General features: G+C 37.6%; 27 protein-coding genes. All 27 read left to right on the forward strand.

What is annotated here, in order from left to right; translation table 11 throughout:
• Positions 1 to 3 precede the first annotated feature (3 nt).
• The 27 genes from rpsJ to rpsK all read left to right on the forward strand — a co-directional run bounded on the left by rpsJ (position 4) and on the right by rpsK (position 12,629).
• Positions 4 to 309 carry a 30S ribosomal protein S10 gene (rpsJ, locus tag BELBA_RS08375; RefSeq protein ID WP_014772294.1) on the forward strand — a complete coding sequence of 102 codons (306 nt, stop codon included), beginning with the start codon at positions 4 to 6 and terminating at the stop codon, positions 307 to 309.
• Positions 310 to 560: 251 nt separating this feature from the next.
• On the forward strand, positions 561 to 1,193 hold the full coding sequence (rplC, locus tag BELBA_RS08380; protein ID WP_041779291.1) for a 50S ribosomal protein L3: 633 nt from the start codon (positions 561 to 563) through the stop codon (positions 1,191 to 1,193).
• Positions 1,194 to 1,197: 4 nt separating this feature from the next.
• Positions 1,198 to 1,827, forward strand: a complete 630-nt coding sequence (gene rplD / locus BELBA_RS08385) for a 50S ribosomal protein L4 (protein WP_014772296.1) — start codon at positions 1,198 to 1,200, stop codon at positions 1,825 to 1,827.
• A 4-nt stretch (positions 1,828 to 1,831) separates the two neighbouring features.
• Positions 1,832 to 2,119 carry a 50S ribosomal protein L23 gene (gene rplW, locus BELBA_RS08390; RefSeq protein ID WP_014772297.1) on the forward strand — a complete coding sequence of 96 codons (288 nt, stop codon included), beginning with the start codon at positions 1,832 to 1,834 and terminating at the stop codon, positions 2,117 to 2,119.
• A 13-nt stretch (positions 2,120 to 2,132) separates the two neighbouring features.
• Positions 2,133 to 2,957, forward strand: a complete 825-nt coding sequence (rplB, locus tag BELBA_RS08395; RefSeq protein WP_014772298.1) for a 50S ribosomal protein L2 — start codon at positions 2,133 to 2,135, stop codon at positions 2,955 to 2,957.
• 2 nt (positions 2,958 to 2,959) lie between these two features.
• Entirely contained in the window at positions 2,960 to 3,238 is a 279-nt protein-coding gene (gene rpsS, locus BELBA_RS08400; protein ID WP_009034213.1) for a 30S ribosomal protein S19, read from the forward strand.
• A gap of 2 nt (positions 3,239 to 3,240) precedes the next feature.
• Positions 3,241 to 3,630, forward strand: a complete 390-nt coding sequence (gene rplV, locus BELBA_RS08405; RefSeq protein WP_014772299.1) for a 50S ribosomal protein L22 — start codon at positions 3,241 to 3,243, stop codon at positions 3,628 to 3,630.
• A gap of 9 nt (positions 3,631 to 3,639) precedes the next feature.
• Positions 3,640 to 4,374, forward strand: a complete 735-nt coding sequence (gene rpsC, locus BELBA_RS08410) for a 30S ribosomal protein S3 (RefSeq protein ID WP_014772300.1) — start codon at positions 3,640 to 3,642, stop codon at positions 4,372 to 4,374.
• 22 nt (positions 4,375 to 4,396) lie between these two features.
• Positions 4,397 to 4,816, forward strand: a complete 420-nt coding sequence (gene rplP, locus BELBA_RS08415) for a 50S ribosomal protein L16 (RefSeq protein WP_010611207.1) — start codon at positions 4,397 to 4,399, stop codon at positions 4,814 to 4,816.
• 8 nt (positions 4,817 to 4,824) lie between these two features.
• A complete protein-coding gene (gene rpmC, locus BELBA_RS08420; RefSeq protein WP_014772301.1) occupies positions 4,825 to 5,019 on the forward strand; it encodes a 50S ribosomal protein L29 in 195 nt (64 codons plus the stop codon).
• 8 nt (positions 5,020 to 5,027) lie between these two features.
• Positions 5,028 to 5,291 (forward strand): 30S ribosomal protein S17, encoded by a 264-nt coding sequence (gene rpsQ / locus BELBA_RS08425; RefSeq protein ID WP_014772302.1) that lies wholly within the window; start codon positions 5,028 to 5,030, stop codon positions 5,289 to 5,291.
• Between the two features lies 1 nt (position 5,292).
• On the forward strand, positions 5,293 to 5,661 hold the full coding sequence (rplN, locus tag BELBA_RS08430; protein ID WP_009053184.1) for a 50S ribosomal protein L14: 369 nt from the start codon (positions 5,293 to 5,295) through the stop codon (positions 5,659 to 5,661).
• A gap of 2 nt (positions 5,662 to 5,663) precedes the next feature.
• Positions 5,664 to 6,008 (forward strand): 50S ribosomal protein L24, encoded by a 345-nt coding sequence (rplX, locus tag BELBA_RS08435; protein ID WP_014772303.1) that lies wholly within the window; start codon positions 5,664 to 5,666, stop codon positions 6,006 to 6,008.
• Positions 6,001 to 6,561: a 50S ribosomal protein L5 gene (rplE, locus tag BELBA_RS08440; protein WP_041779292.1), complete on the forward strand. Its 561-nt coding sequence runs from the start codon at positions 6,001 to 6,003 to the stop codon at positions 6,559 to 6,561. Before rplX ends, rplE begins: the two co-directional genes overlap by 8 nt.
• A 2-nt stretch (positions 6,562 to 6,563) precedes the next feature.
• Positions 6,564 to 6,833 (forward strand): 30S ribosomal protein S14, encoded by a 270-nt coding sequence (gene rpsN / locus BELBA_RS08445; protein ID WP_014772305.1) that lies wholly within the window; start codon positions 6,564 to 6,566, stop codon positions 6,831 to 6,833.
• Positions 6,834 to 6,916: 83 nt separating this feature from the next.
• Complete coding sequence (gene rpsH, locus BELBA_RS08450) at positions 6,917 to 7,312, forward strand: 30S ribosomal protein S8 (RefSeq protein WP_014772306.1); 396 nt, start codon at positions 6,917 to 6,919, stop codon at positions 7,310 to 7,312.
• Positions 7,313 to 7,321: 9 nt separating this feature from the next.
• Entirely contained in the window at positions 7,322 to 7,879 is a 558-nt protein-coding gene (gene rplF / locus BELBA_RS08455; protein ID WP_014772307.1) for a 50S ribosomal protein L6, read from the forward strand.
• 5 nt (positions 7,880 to 7,884) lie between these two features.
• On the forward strand, positions 7,885 to 8,232 hold the full coding sequence (gene rplR, locus BELBA_RS08460) for a 50S ribosomal protein L18 (protein ID WP_014772308.1): 348 nt from the start codon (positions 7,885 to 7,887) through the stop codon (positions 8,230 to 8,232).
• A gap of 8 nt (positions 8,233 to 8,240) precedes the next feature.
• Entirely contained in the window at positions 8,241 to 8,759 is a 519-nt protein-coding gene (rpsE, locus tag BELBA_RS08465) for a 30S ribosomal protein S5 (RefSeq protein WP_014772309.1), read from the forward strand.
• 4 nt (positions 8,760 to 8,763) lie between these two features.
• Positions 8,764 to 8,943 carry a 50S ribosomal protein L30 gene (gene rpmD / locus BELBA_RS08470; RefSeq protein ID WP_014772310.1) on the forward strand — a complete coding sequence of 60 codons (180 nt, stop codon included), beginning with the start codon at positions 8,764 to 8,766 and terminating at the stop codon, positions 8,941 to 8,943.
• A gap of 2 nt (positions 8,944 to 8,945) precedes the next feature.
• Positions 8,946 to 9,392 carry a 50S ribosomal protein L15 gene (gene rplO, locus BELBA_RS08475; protein WP_014772311.1) on the forward strand — a complete coding sequence of 149 codons (447 nt, stop codon included), beginning with the start codon at positions 8,946 to 8,948 and terminating at the stop codon, positions 9,390 to 9,392.
• A gap of 3 nt (positions 9,393 to 9,395) precedes the next feature.
• Complete coding sequence (secY, locus tag BELBA_RS08480; protein ID WP_014772312.1) at positions 9,396 to 10,718, forward strand: preprotein translocase subunit SecY; 1,323 nt, start codon at positions 9,396 to 9,398, stop codon at positions 10,716 to 10,718.
• Entirely contained in the window at positions 10,715 to 11,488 is a 774-nt protein-coding gene (gene map, locus BELBA_RS08485) for a type I methionyl aminopeptidase (protein WP_014772313.1), read from the forward strand. The genes secY and map overlap by 4 nt, the downstream gene beginning before the upstream one ends.
• Positions 11,489 to 11,490: 2 nt before the next feature.
• Positions 11,491 to 11,709 (forward strand): translation initiation factor IF-1, encoded by a 219-nt coding sequence (infA, locus tag BELBA_RS08490; protein ID WP_009034195.1) that lies wholly within the window; start codon positions 11,491 to 11,493, stop codon positions 11,707 to 11,709.
• Between the two features lie 6 nt (positions 11,710 to 11,715).
• On the forward strand, positions 11,716 to 11,832 hold the full coding sequence (gene rpmJ / locus BELBA_RS08495) for a 50S ribosomal protein L36 (RefSeq protein ID WP_014772314.1): 117 nt from the start codon (positions 11,716 to 11,718) through the stop codon (positions 11,830 to 11,832).
• A 5-nt stretch (positions 11,833 to 11,837) separates the two neighbouring features.
• A complete protein-coding gene (gene rpsM / locus BELBA_RS08500; RefSeq protein WP_014772315.1) occupies positions 11,838 to 12,215 on the forward strand; it encodes a 30S ribosomal protein S13 in 378 nt (125 codons plus the stop codon).
• 15 nt (positions 12,216 to 12,230) lie between these two features.
• A complete protein-coding gene (rpsK, locus tag BELBA_RS08505; RefSeq protein ID WP_014772316.1) occupies positions 12,231 to 12,629 on the forward strand; it encodes a 30S ribosomal protein S11 in 399 nt (132 codons plus the stop codon).
• Positions 12,630 to 12,646: the final 17 nt, after the last annotated feature.

A 12,646-nucleotide genomic window follows, 5' to 3' on the forward strand; every position in this document is an offset into this window, starting at 1 on the left:
AAAATGAATCAGAAAATCAGAATAAAATTAAAATCATATGATCATAGCCTGGTGGATAAGTCATCAGAGAAGATCGTGAAAGCTGTGAAAGCAACTGGAGCAATTGTAGTAGGGCCTATTCCTTTGCCAACTAAAAAGGAAAAGTTTACTGTATTGAAATCTCCACACGTAAACAAAAAAGCTAGAGATCAATTCCAACTTTGTACTTACAAGAGATTGGTTGATATCTACAGCAATAGCTCTAAAACTGTTGATGCTTTGATGAAAATAGAACTTCCTAGTGGAGTTGATGTAGAGATCAAAGTCTGACAAAATAAATAAGACAAATTGAAAACCTGTCCGTCTTGACGGATGGGTTTTTCTTTTGCCTTTATCAAAGATTAGATGTTTGTTACTTAAAAAGCTAAAATAAGTTTCATTTTACCAAACATTTTTTCGTAAATAATTGAAAATATTAAAGTTGGGGTTTGCAAGGTGGAATTAAATTCCTAACTTTGCAGTCCTTTAAAAAAGGCACTTACGTGAATTCGTTTGTGTGTAATTATATTATATATCAGAAGATGTCTGGAATAATAGGTAGAAAAGTAGGAATGACTAGCATTTTTAGTGCCGATGGACGTAACGTCGCATGCACGCTAATAGAAGCTGGTCCTTGCGTAGTGACGCAAGTAAAAAATTTAGAAACAGACGGGTACAACGCTGTTCAGTTGGCTTACGGTGAGCGAAAGGAGAAAAACACTCCAAAGCCACTTATCGGACACTTTAAAAAGGCCGGTACAACTCCGAAACAGAAAGTTGTTGAATTCAGAGACTTTAGGGTCGAATTCGAAGGTCAGGTTGATCTTGGAAAAACTGTAGAAGCAGGCCAAGTATTTATAGAAGGTGACTTCGTAGATGCTATTGGTACTTCAAAAGGTAAAGGTTTCCAAGGTGTAGTTAAGCGTCATGGTTTTGCGGGTGTGGGTGGACAAACACACGGACAGCATAACAGAGGTAGACACCCTGGCTCCATTGGTGCATGTTCTTGGCCATCGAGAGTATTCAAAGGCATGAGAATGGCAGGTAGAACTGGTGGTGATAGAGTTAAAGTTATCAACTTGAAAGTGTTGAAGATTTACGCGGAGAAAAACTTGCTATTAGTAAGTGGTTCTGTCCCTGGTCCAAAAAATTCTTTCGTTATCCTAGAGAAGTAAGACAATGGAATTAGCAGTATTAAAACATAACGGCGAAGAGACAGGTAGAAAAGTAACGCTTTCAGAAGAGATTTTTGGTGTTGAGCCAAATGATCACGCTATCTACCTTGATGTTAAACAGTTTTTGGCAAACCAAAGACAAGGTACACATAAATCAAAAGAGAGAAATGAAATTGCTGGATCTACTAAGAAGATCAAAAAGCAGAAAGGTACTGGCGGAGCAAGAGCCGGATCCATCAAATCTCCAGTGTTTAGAGGAGGAGGAAGAATTTTTGGTCCAAGACCAAGAAGTTATTCTTTCAAACTGAACAGAAAATTGAAGCAAGTGGCAAGAAAGTCTGCTTTAACTTATAAAGTAAGAGAAAATAGCCTAATGATTTTGGAAAATGTTTCATTTGATTCTCCAAGGACAAAGGATTACATAGCATTCTTGAATGGACTTTCTTTGACAGATAAGAAGACACTTTTGGTTCTTCCTGAAGACAACAAAAATGTTTATCTATCAAGCAGAAATTTACCTAAAGCTAAGGTTGTTTCAGTAAATGATGTAAACACTTACGAACTACTTAACGCAGACAGTTTGATGTTGTGCGAAGGATCAGTAGGTATTTTAGAAACCCTATTATTGAAGTAAGACAATGGAAATACTTAAAAAACCTTTGATTACGGAAAAGATTTCTGCGATGAACGAGAATGGTGTTTATGGATTCATAGTTGAAAAAACTGCGAAGAAGCCAGAAATCAAAAGAGCCGTAGAGAAAATGTATGGTGTAAAAGTAGTGGATGTAAGAACCATGCGATATGCAGGTAAATCAAAAACTAGATACACGAAAGCTAAAGTTGTAAGTGGGTTTACCAATGCCTTCAAAAAAGCGATTGTACAAGTTGCTGAAGGAGAGGTAATCGATTTTTACGGAGAAATTTAATTGAATCAAAATCATGGCAGTTAAAAAATTAAAGCCTGTAACCCCAGGAACCAGATTTAGAGTCGCTCCTGCATTTGATGAAATTACAGCATCAAAGCCAGAGAAATCTTTATTGGCTCCTTTGAAGAAGTCAGGCGGTAGAAATAATGTAGGTAAAATGACCTCCAGATATATTGGAGGTGGCCATAAGAGAAGACTTAGAATCGTTGATTTTAAGAGAACGAAGTTTGGTGTACCAGCAGTAGTTAAATCTATTGAATATGATCCAAACAGAACAGCACGTCTAGCGCTATTATATTATGTTGACGGTGCAAAGGCTTACATTATTGCCCCGGAAGGTTTGCAAGTTGGACAAACAGTGATTTCCGGTGAAAGCGTAGCTCCAGAAATTGGAAACGCAATGCAATTGGTAAATATCCCTTTGGGTACCATTGTTCACAATCTAGAGTTAAAACCTGGTAAAGGTGGCGCCTTAGCAAGAAGTGCTGGTGGATACGCTCAGGTAGTTGCAAGAGATGGCAAGTATGTAACAGTTAAATTGCCTTCTGGGGAAATGAGACTTATACTTGGTGTTTGTATGGCAACTGTTGGTGTTGTTTCTAATGGAGACCACATGAACGTAGTGTTAGGTAAAGCTGGTAGAAACCGTTGGTTAGGAAGAAGACCTAGAACAAGAGGTGTGGCCATGAACCCTGTCGATCACCCTATGGGTGGTGGTGAAGGTCGTTCATCAGGTGGACACCCTAGATCTAGGACTGGTTTGCTTGCAAAAGGTAAGAAGACTAGATCTCCTAAAAAATATTCAAATAAATTCATTATCAGTAAAAGATCTAAATAACTATGGCACGTTCATTAAAGAAAGGTCCTTATATAGAGCATCACTTGGCCAAAAAAGTGGATGTAATGAACGAGTCCGGAAAAAAATCAGTCATCAAGACTTGGTCGAGAAGATCAATGATTTCTCCGGATTTTGTAGGCCATACCTTTGCTGTGCATAATGGAAATAAATTTATTCCAGTGTTTGTAACAGACAATATGGTAGGTCATAAATTAGGAGAGTTTGCTCCTACAAGAAACTTTAGAGGTCACATCGCCAAGAAAGATAAAGGAAAGAGATAATCATGGAAGCAATAGCAAGATTAAACAACGTTCCTACTTCTACTCGCAAAATGCGATTGGTAGCTGACCTTGTAAGAGGTAAAAGAGTAGGGCATGCATTAAGTATACTGAAGTTTACACCAAATCATGGTGCTATTAAATTAGAGAAACTTCTTCTTTCTGCTGTGGCCAACTGGCAAGCAAAAAATCCAGACGAAAAACTTGAAGATGCTGATTTGTTTATCAAAACAATTCAAGTTGATGGTGGTCGTATGTTGAAAAGACTGAGACCTGCTCCTCAAGGAAGAGCGCACAGAATACGTAAAAGATCAAATCATGTGACTTTAGTTGTTGATGCATTCAGCACTGCAGTTACCGCTGATGAAGTACAAACAAAAGAAAACTCTAATTAAGATTAGACTATGGGACAAAAAGTAAACCCTATTGGTTTTAGACTTGGTGTAGTCAAAGGTTGGGATTCTAACTGGTACGGAGGTAAGGATTTTGCCGAGAAGCTTTATGAAGACCAACAAATCAGAAAGTATGTAAATGCTAGAATTCCAAAAGGCGGTATCTCTAAGGTAATAATCGAAAGAACCTTGAAAAGAATCACCCTAACAATACACACTGCCCGTCCGGGAGTTGTTATTGGTAAAGGTGGAGCTGAGGTTGATAAGCTTAAAGAGGAGTTGAAGAAATTGACCAACAAAGATGTTCAAATAAACATTTTTGAAATTAAGCGACCAGAAATGGATGCTAAATTAGTTGGAGAATCAATAGCTCAGCAACTTCAAGCTCGTATTTCTTTCAGAAGAGCAATGAAACAATCTATAGCTGCTACCATGAGAGTAGGAGCAGAAGGTATCAAAGTGAAACTTTCTGGTAGATTGGGTGGAGCTGAGATGGCAAGATCTGAAATGTATAAAGAAGGTAGAATCCCTCTACATACATTAAGAGCAGACATCGACTACGCTCTTTCTGAAGCAAACACAATCTATGGTATCATCGGTATCAAAGTTTGGATTTTCAAAGGCGAAGTTTATGGTAAGAGAGATCTTTCTCCGAATGTAGGTGCTGCCAATGAACCAAAAGGTGGAAATAACGCTAGAGGAAAGAGAAGAGAAGGCGGTCCAAAAAGAAGAAAGAGAAATAACTAATTTTCACCCTAAGTGAGAAATCATGTTACAGCCAAAAAGAACGAAATATAGAAAAATGCACAAGGGCAGAGTCAAAGGCATTGCACAAAGAGGGCACACGCTCTCATTTGGCAACTTTGGTATCAAGTCCCTTGAAGCTGGATGGATAACCTCGCGTCAAATTGAAGCAGCAAGGATTGCAATGACGAGAGCGATGAAAAGAGAAGGTCAGGTTTGGATCAGAATATTCCCTGATAAGCCTATCACCAAAAAACCTGCAGAGGTTCGTATGGGTAAAGGTAAGGGTGCTCCTGAGTATTGGGTAGCAGTGATCAAGCCAGGAACTATCCTTTTTGAAGCGACTGGAGTAAGTCTTGAAGTTGCCAAAGAAGCATTAAGACTAGCACAACAGAAACTTCCTGTAAGTACAAATTTTGTAGTACGTAGGGATTACGTAGGATAATAAAAGCTATGAAAAATTCAGAAATCAACTCACTTTCAAAAAGTGAACTAATCGAGAGAATCGCTGCTGAGCAATCTAATTTGACAAAGATGCGTTTTGCCCATGCAATCTCTCCGATTGAGAATCCTAATAAATTAAAAGAGACAAAGCGTACAATCGCGAGATTGAAAACTGCTTTGACGGCATCACAATTAGCTAAATAAGAATCAAGATGGCTACTACTGAGAGAAATCTACGTAAAGAAAGAATAGGAAAAGTAGTCAGCAACAAGATGGATAAATCCATCACAGTTGCCGTCGAGAGAAGGGTAAAACATCCTATCTACGGTAAATTTGTTGCCAAGACTACCAAATTTATGGTTCATGACGAGAATAACGAATGCCAATCTGGCGACCTCGTTAAGATAAGCGAAACTCGTCCGCTGAGTAAGAATAAGCGTTGGAGATTAGTAGAAATTATAGAAAAGGCTAAATAACATGGTACAACAAGAATCCAGACTAAGCGTAGCGGATAATTCAGGTGCTAAAGAAGTGCTTGTGATCCGCGTATTGGGAGGAACCAAGAAAAGATATGCTTCTATCGGGGATAAAGTTGTAGTGACTGTTAAATCCGCTCTTTCTTCTAGTAACATGAAAAAAGGAACCGTTTCTAAAGCGGTGATCGTGAGAACAAAGAAAGAAATTAGAAGAAAAGACGGTTCTTATATCCGATTTGAAGATAATGCTGCTGTTCTCCTTAATAACAACGACGAACCTAGAGGAACTCGGATCTTCGGCCCTGTCGCGAGAGAATTGAGAGAGAAGCAGTTTATGAAGATTGTATCCTTGGCCCCAGAAGTATTGTAATCATGGAAAGAAAATTCAATAAACAACCCAAATTACACATCAGAACAGGTGATACTGTAAAAGTATTGGCTGGTGATGATAAGGGTAAGACAGGTAAAGTACTTTCTGTAAACCTTGAAAAAAGGAGAGCAGTGGTAGAAGGCATTAATACAGTAACAAAACACGTAAAGCCGACTGCTACAAACCCTCAAGGTGGAATTGAAAAAAGAGAGGCAGCTGTACATATTAGTAACCTTATGTTGGTAGATCCTAAATCAGGTGAAGCTACTAGAATTGGTAGAAAACTAGGTGAAAACGGAAAATTAGTTAGATATTCTAAGAAAACTGGGGAGGTGATCAATGGCTAATCCTAGAATGAAAGATAAGTATCTTACTGAAATTGCTCCAGCATTAAAGGAGAAATTCCAGTATAAGTCAACAATGCAAGTACCTAAATTGACCAAAATTGTGTTGAACAAAGGTATTGGTGCTGCAGTTGCTGACAAGAAATTAGTAGATCAAGGAGTTGAGGAACTTTCTTTGATCACAGGACAAAGAGCTGTAGCTACTAAAGCAAAAAACTCTATCTCTAACTTTAAGTTAAGAGAAGAGATGCCAATTGGAGCTAAGGTTACTTTGAGAGGTGATAGAATGTACGAATTTCTTGATAGGCTGGCTACTGTTGCTCTTCCTCGAGTAAGAGATTTCAAAGGTATCAGTGATAAAGGTTTTGATGGAAGAGGAAATTATACGCTTGGTGTTACTGAGCAAATTATTTTCCCAGAAATCAGCATTGAAAAAGTAAACAGAATCTCAGGTATGGATATCACATTCGTGACAACTGCCGAAACAGACGAAGAAAGCTTCTCTTTGCTTAAAGCTTTTGGAATGCCTTTTATCAACAAAAATAATCCTGAATAATTATGGCAAGAGAATCATTAAAAGCTCGTGAGAGAAAAAGAGAACGTCTTGTAGCCAAGTACGCTAAGAAAAGAGCAGAATTAAAAGCTGCGGGTGATTACGAAGCTTTGGATAAGTTACCAAGAAACTCTTCTCCTGTTAGACTTCATAATAGATGTAAATTGACAGGTCGTCCGAAAGGTTACATGAGAAAATTTGGTATCAACAGGGTTACTTTCAGAGAAATGGCCTCTGCTGGAAAAATTCCTGGTGTTACTAAGTCAAGCTGGTAAAAATCGGACAAAAGTTTTTATTCTTAAAATCATTGTGTAACTTTGCACGCCCGAAATGGGTGTGCAGTTAGACTTATATAAATATGACTGATCCAATAGCTGATTATTTGACCAGATTAAGAAATGCCATTAAGGCATCTCACAGAATCGTTGAGATTCCCGCTTCTAATATCAAAAAAGAACTTACTAAAGTTCTTCATGATAAAGGATATATTCAAAATTACAAATTTGAAGAAGTTGGTCCTCAGGGATCTATCAAAATTGCTTTGAAATATAATCCTTCTACGAAGCAGAATGCAATTGTAAGTCTTGCTAGAGTTAGCAAGCCTGGTCTAAGAAAATATGTTAAACATGATGAGCTACCTAGAGTTATCAACGGCCTAGGTGTAGCTATTATGTCCACTTCGAAAGGTGTAATGACCGATAAAGAAGCCCGTACTGAAGGTATAGGCGGAGAAGTACTTTGTTACGTTTATTAATTAACCGTTATGTCTAGAATAGGTAAAAAACCAATAAATCTACCAGCGGGTGTTACTGTAGACGTGTCAGCACACAATACTGTCACTGTTAAAGGTCCCAAAGGTACGCTAACTCAGGATGTGAATCCCGATATTACCGTTGCGGTTGAAGCTAACCAAATTGTAGTAACAAGACCTACAGAATCAAAGAGACATAAATCTCTTCATGGTTTATATAGATCATTGTTAAATAATATGGTTATCGGTGTTTCCGATGGTTACAAGAAAGAATTAGAATTGGTCGGAGTGGGTTACAAAGCCTCGAACCAAGGGCAAATTCTTGAATTGGCACTAGGTTACTCACACAACATTTTCTTTGCTCTTCCTGATTCAATTTCATTGAAAACAGAGACACCAAAAGGTAAAAATCCTTTAGTGACTTTAGAAGGTATAGATAAGGAATTGATTGGACAAGTAGCAGCAAAAATCAAATCATTACGTAAAGTAGAGCCTTACAAAGGTAAAGGTGTTCGCTTTGTTGGTGAGATTGTAAGACGTAAAGCTGGTAAAACCGCAGGTAAAAAATAATTAAGATGGCTTTTAATAAGAATTCAAGAAGACTTAGAATCAAAAAAAGTATCCGAAGAAAGATCAACGGGACAGATTCTAGACCTCGTTTGTCAGTATTTAAAAGCAATACTGGTATATACGCTCAATTAGTTGATGACCTTAAGGGTCATACACTTGCGCAAGCCTCTTCCAAAGAACTTGGTGCTAAAAACAATACTATTTCAGTTTCTAAAGAAGTAGGATTGAAATTGGCTGAGAGAGCAGTTGCTAATGGTGTTGCTTCTGTGGTATTTGACAGAAGTGGTTATTTATATCATGGTAATGTTAAAGCTCTTGCCGATGGTGCAAGGGAAGGTGGCCTTAAATTTTAATAGATATTATGTCTCAAGTTAAAAGAAAACCCATAAGGGCAACAGATACAGAACTAAAAGAGAAAGTAGTTGCTATCAACCGTGTTGCTAAGGTAGTTAAAGGTGGTAGAAGATTTTCATTTTCTGCGATCGTTGTAGTAGGAGATAGCAATGGTGTAGTTGGATACGGATTAGGTAAAGCTAATGAAGTGACTGACGCAATTACTAAAGGTATCGAAGACGCTAAGAAAAATCTAGTTCGTGTTCCAATCCTGAAAGGGACTATTCCTCACGAACAATTAGGTAAATATGGTGGTGGTTTCGTATTGATCAAACCGGCTGCTCCAGGTACTGGAGTTATCGCAGGTGGTGCAATGCGTGCTGTACTTGAAAGTGCTGGTGTTACTGACGTTCTAGCTAAATCAAAAGGTTCATCAAATCCTCACAACGTAGTAAAAGCGACTATTGATGCTTTAACGCAGTTGAGAGATGCTATTGCCGTTTCTCAGCAAAGAGGAGTAAAAATGTCAAAAGTTTTTAACGGTTAAGGATATGGCTAAGATTAAAGTAACGCAAGTAAGAAGCATTATCAAGAGACCAAAAGATCAAAAAGCAACGATTGTAGCTTTAGGTCTTGGTAGAATCAACAGAACTGTAGAAGTTGAAAATACTCCTCAGATCGCTGGAATGGTAAGAAAAGTAAGTCACCTTGTAAAAGTGGAGGAAGCTTAATCATGAAATTACATACATTAAAACCTGCTGAAGGTTCTGTAAAAAATAGAAAAAGAATTGGTCGTGGTACTGGTTCTGGTAGAGGTGGTACTTCTACTAGAGGTCATAAAGGGGCTAAATCTAGATCTGGTTACAAATCTAAATTAGGATTTGAAGGTGGTCAGATGCCACTTCAAAGAAGAGTACCGAAATTTGGTTTCAAAAGTCTTAATAGAATAGAGTGCAAGCCTATAAATCTTGCTGCTTTACAAGATTTATCAGAGAAATATAGCTTAGATGCTATTACTTTCGATGTTTTGGTTGAGCATGGATTAGTTTCTAAGAAAGATGTTGTAAAAGTCCTTGGTATGGGCGAACTTACAGCGAAATTGAATGTAAGTGCTCACTATTTCTCTGCTTCTGCTGTTGAGGCTATTGAGAAAGTTGGCGGAACAGTTAACAAGATTTAATAAATGAAAAAGTTTATCTCAACAGTTAAGAATATCTTTTCTATTGAAGATCTAAGAATCCGTATCTGGAATACAATTGGATTTCTGGTTGTATTCAGGTTAGGTTCTTTTATCGTATTACCTGGTGTTGATCCATCAAAATTAGAGGATGCACCAGAAGGGATTTTCGGTTTGATAGATACATTCCTTGGAGGAGCATTTAGTAACGCTTCAATCTTTGGTTTGGGAATTATGCCCTATATATCTGCTTCCATTGTGTTGCAGTTATTGACTGTTGGAGTACCTTATTTTCAAAAATTACAAAAAGAGGGAGAGTCTGGTCGAAAAAGAATCAACCAAATTACTCGTGTTTTGACCATTGCAATTACCGTTGCTCAGGGTATTGGCTACATTACGGCTACTATTTTACCAACAGGTGCAGTAATGGTAGGTACTACCCTCTTTATGTTTAGTTCTCTTGTTTTGTTATCTGCTGGGACTATGTTCTGTATGTGGCTTGGAGAGAAAATCACTGAGAAAGGCATTGGGAATGGTATTTCGATGTTGATAATGATTGGTATTATCTCCAGATTCCCAGGAGCTATTATTGCAGAAGGGTTATCAAAAGGAACCTCTGGATTATTGCTCATTTTAATTGAAGCAGCGGTTTTATTCTTTGTTGTTTATGGTGTAGTAGCACTTACTGAGGCAACTAGAAGAATTCCAGTTCAATATGCAAAACAAGTCGTGGGCGGAAAGGTTTATGGGGGTCAAAGACAGTATATTCCTATCAAGGTTAATGCTTCTGGTGTAATGCCAATTATCTTTGCACAGTCATTGATGTTTCTTCCTGCATTAATTGCTCAAATTTGGTCTAGTGAAAGTGATATTGCAAATTACATAGGAGCTACTTTCTCTGATTTTACATCATGGCAGTATAATCTAGTTTTTGCTTTAATGATCATTCTATTCACTTTCTTCTACACAGCAATCACAGTTAACCCTGAACAGATTTCTGAGGATTTGAAACGTAATGGTGGTTTTGTTCCTGGTATCAAACCTGGAGCTCCAACATCAGAATTTATTGATAATATCATTTCAAGGATTACGCTTCCTGGTTCAGTGCTTTTAGCATTAGTAGCTATTTTACCAGCCTTTGCTATTATAGCTGGAGTTGGTGGAGAGTTTGCTCAATTCTATGGTGGTACTTCTCTTCTAATTATGGTAGGTGTTATCATGGATACTTTGAGACAAATTGAAAGTTACTTGTTGATGAGACATTACGAAGGAATGATGAAAAGTGGGAATATGAAAAATAATCCTTCTAATTACGCTCCAGCGATATGATCCAATATAAGACTTTCGAGGAAGTCCAATTAATTAAAGAAAGTGCTCAAATATTAGGCAAAGCCCACGGGGAAGTTGCTAAACATGTAAAAGCAGGTGTTCAAACCTCTTTTCTTGACAAAATTGCGGAGGAATATATAAGGGATCACAAAGGTGTACCTTCCTTCAAAGGATATAATGGTTTTCCAGCATCACTTTGTATTTCAGTAAATGAAGTGGTTGTACATGGTTTTCCAAGTAATTACGTATTGAAAGATGGCGATATAATCTCGGTAGATTGTGGAGTCTTTCACCAAGGTTTTCATAGCGATTGCGCTTATACTTACCCTGTCGGTGAAGTTTCTTCAGATATATTGTCATTGCTCAAAGCGACTAAGGAGTCGTTGTATCTTGGGATTGAGAAAGCAACTTTCGGTAATCGTGTTGGTGATATTGGCCACGCAATTCAAAAGTTTGTCGAGTCTAAAGGTTTTACAATAGTTCGAGAGTTAGTTGGTCATGGTTTAGGTAAACACCTTCATGAAGCTCCAGAAGTTCCAAATTATGGTAAAAGAGGTAGCGGACCTCTTCTCAATGAAGGTTTGGTTATAGCTATCGAACCGATGGTCAATCTTGGCACCAGAAATATTGTACAAGAAAGAGATGGTTGGACAATAAGAACTGCTGATAGAAAGGCATCAGCACACTACGAGCATACAGTAGCCATTTTCAAGGATAGAACCGAGATTCTGACTACACATCAATATATAGAAGATAATTATAAATTCTAAATATGGCTAAACAGACATCTATTGAACAAGATGGTACTATAGTAGAAGCATTGTCTAATGCAATGTTTAAAGTGGAGCTTGAAAATGGGCATCAGTTGATTGCGCATATTTCAGGAAAAATGAGAATGAATTATATTAAGATTCTTCCAGGAGATAAAGTAAAATTAGAGCTCTCTCCTTACGATCTTTCTAAAGGTAGAATTGTTTATCGATACAAATAAACTGTCATGAAAGTAAAGGCATCAATCAAGAAAAGAAGTGTTGACTGTAAAGTGATCAGAAGAAATGGAAAGCTTTACGTGATCAACAAGAAAAATCCTAAGTTTAAACAAAGACAAGGTTAATAATTATGGCAAGAATTGCAGGAGTTGACATTCCAGACAACAAGCGAGGAGAAATCGGCCTTACTTATATCTTCGGTATAGGTAGAAGTGCAGCTAAGGCTATCCTAGAGAAAGCAGGCATTTCCTTTGACAAGAAAGCGGGTGAGTGGGATGATGAAGAATCTACCGCTATTAGAAATATTATTGCTGAAGAATACAGAACAGAAGGTGTTTTGAAATCTGAGATCCAGCTTAATATTAAAAGATTAATGGATATTGGTTGTTATAGAGGTCTTAGACATAGAAAAGGTCTTCCTTTGAGAGGTCAAAAGACAAAAAATAATGCCAGAACAAGAAAAGGTAAGAGAAAGACTGTTGCTAACAAGAAGAAAGCAACTAAATAAATCTTGATTTAGATTATGGCTCAGAAAAGAAACGATAAAGCTAAAGGTAAAAAAAGAGTAGTTAAAGTAGAAGCGGTAGGTCAAGTGCATATCAAAGCTTCTTTTAACAATATCATCATCTCTATTACCAATAATTCTGGACAGGTGATCTCTTGGGCTTCTGCCGGTAAAATGGGATTCAGAGGTTCTAAGAAGAATACACCTTATGCAGCTCAGATGGCAGCGCAAAATTGCGGTCAAGTAGCATATGATTTAGGATTGAGAAAAATTGAGGTTTTTGTAAAAGGTCCTGGAGCAGGTAGAGAGTCTGCTATAAGAACATTACAAAATGTAGGTCTTGATGTGACTACGATTATTGATGTGACTCCACTTCCGCACAACGGATGTCGTCCTCCAAAACGTAGAAGAGTTTAATTCATTAAAGAAGATAT

It is taken from the genome of Belliella baltica DSM 15883, from assembly GCF_000265405.1.
Taxonomy (GTDB): domain Bacteria; phylum Bacteroidota; class Bacteroidia; order Cytophagales; family Cyclobacteriaceae; genus Belliella; species Belliella baltica.

Bases quoted from the DNA above. Each gene is read 5' to 3' on its own strand.
- rpsN (WP_014772305.1), top strand. From the start codon at position 6,564: ATGGCAAGAGAATCATTAAAAGCTCGTGAGAGAAAAAGAGAACGTCTT.
- rpmJ (WP_014772314.1), top strand. From the start codon at position 11,716: ATGAAAGTAAAGGCATCAATCAAGAAAAGAAGTGTTGACTGTAAAGTG.
- map (WP_014772313.1), top strand. From the start codon at position 10,715: ATGATCCAATATAAGACTTTCGAGGAAGTCCAATTAATTAAAGAAAGT.
- rplF (WP_014772307.1), top strand. From the start codon at position 7,322: ATGTCTAGAATAGGTAAAAAACCAATAAATCTACCAGCGGGTGTTACT.
- rpmC (WP_014772301.1), top strand. From the start codon at position 4,825: ATGAAAAATTCAGAAATCAACTCACTTTCAAAAAGTGAACTAATCGAG.
- rplB (WP_014772298.1), top strand. From the start codon at position 2,133: ATGGCAGTTAAAAAATTAAAGCCTGTAACCCCAGGAACCAGATTTAGA.
- rplO (WP_014772311.1), top strand. From the start codon at position 8,946: ATGAAATTACATACATTAAAACCTGCTGAAGGTTCTGTAAAAAATAGA.
- rpsK (WP_014772316.1), top strand. From the start codon at position 12,231: ATGGCTCAGAAAAGAAACGATAAAGCTAAAGGTAAAAAAAGAGTAGTT.
- rpmD (WP_014772310.1), top strand. From the start codon at position 8,764: ATGGCTAAGATTAAAGTAACGCAAGTAAGAAGCATTATCAAGAGACCA.
- rpsM (WP_014772315.1), top strand. From the start codon at position 11,838: ATGGCAAGAATTGCAGGAGTTGACATTCCAGACAACAAGCGAGGAGAA.
- rplR (WP_014772308.1), top strand. From the start codon at position 7,885: ATGGCTTTTAATAAGAATTCAAGAAGACTTAGAATCAAAAAAAGTATC.
- rpsQ (WP_014772302.1), top strand. From the start codon at position 5,028: ATGGCTACTACTGAGAGAAATCTACGTAAAGAAAGAATAGGAAAAGTA.
- rpsE (WP_014772309.1), top strand. From the start codon at position 8,241: ATGTCTCAAGTTAAAAGAAAACCCATAAGGGCAACAGATACAGAACTA.
- rpsS (WP_009034213.1), top strand. From the start codon at position 2,960: ATGGCACGTTCATTAAAGAAAGGTCCTTATATAGAGCATCACTTGGCC.
- rpsH (WP_014772306.1), top strand. From the start codon at position 6,917: ATGACTGATCCAATAGCTGATTATTTGACCAGATTAAGAAATGCCATT.
- secY (WP_014772312.1), top strand. From the start codon at position 9,396: ATGAAAAAGTTTATCTCAACAGTTAAGAATATCTTTTCTATTGAAGAT.
- rplD (WP_014772296.1), top strand. From the start codon at position 1,198: ATGGAATTAGCAGTATTAAAACATAACGGCGAAGAGACAGGTAGAAAA.
- rplC (WP_041779291.1), top strand. From the start codon at position 561: ATGTCTGGAATAATAGGTAGAAAAGTAGGAATGACTAGCATTTTTAGT.
- rpsC (WP_014772300.1), top strand. From the start codon at position 3,640: ATGGGACAAAAAGTAAACCCTATTGGTTTTAGACTTGGTGTAGTCAAA.
- rplX (WP_014772303.1), top strand. From the start codon at position 5,664: ATGGAAAGAAAATTCAATAAACAACCCAAATTACACATCAGAACAGGT.
- infA (WP_009034195.1), top strand. From the start codon at position 11,491: ATGGCTAAACAGACATCTATTGAACAAGATGGTACTATAGTAGAAGCA.
- rplW (WP_014772297.1), top strand. From the start codon at position 1,832: ATGGAAATACTTAAAAAACCTTTGATTACGGAAAAGATTTCTGCGATG.
- rplE (WP_041779292.1), top strand. From the start codon at position 6,001: ATGGCTAATCCTAGAATGAAAGATAAGTATCTTACTGAAATTGCTCCA.
- rplP (WP_010611207.1), top strand. From the start codon at position 4,397: ATGTTACAGCCAAAAAGAACGAAATATAGAAAAATGCACAAGGGCAGA.
- rplN (WP_009053184.1), top strand. From the start codon at position 5,293: ATGGTACAACAAGAATCCAGACTAAGCGTAGCGGATAATTCAGGTGCT.
- rpsJ (WP_014772294.1), top strand. From the start codon at position 4: ATGAATCAGAAAATCAGAATAAAATTAAAATCATATGATCATAGCCTG.
- rplV (WP_014772299.1), top strand. From the start codon at position 3,241: ATGGAAGCAATAGCAAGATTAAACAACGTTCCTACTTCTACTCGCAAA.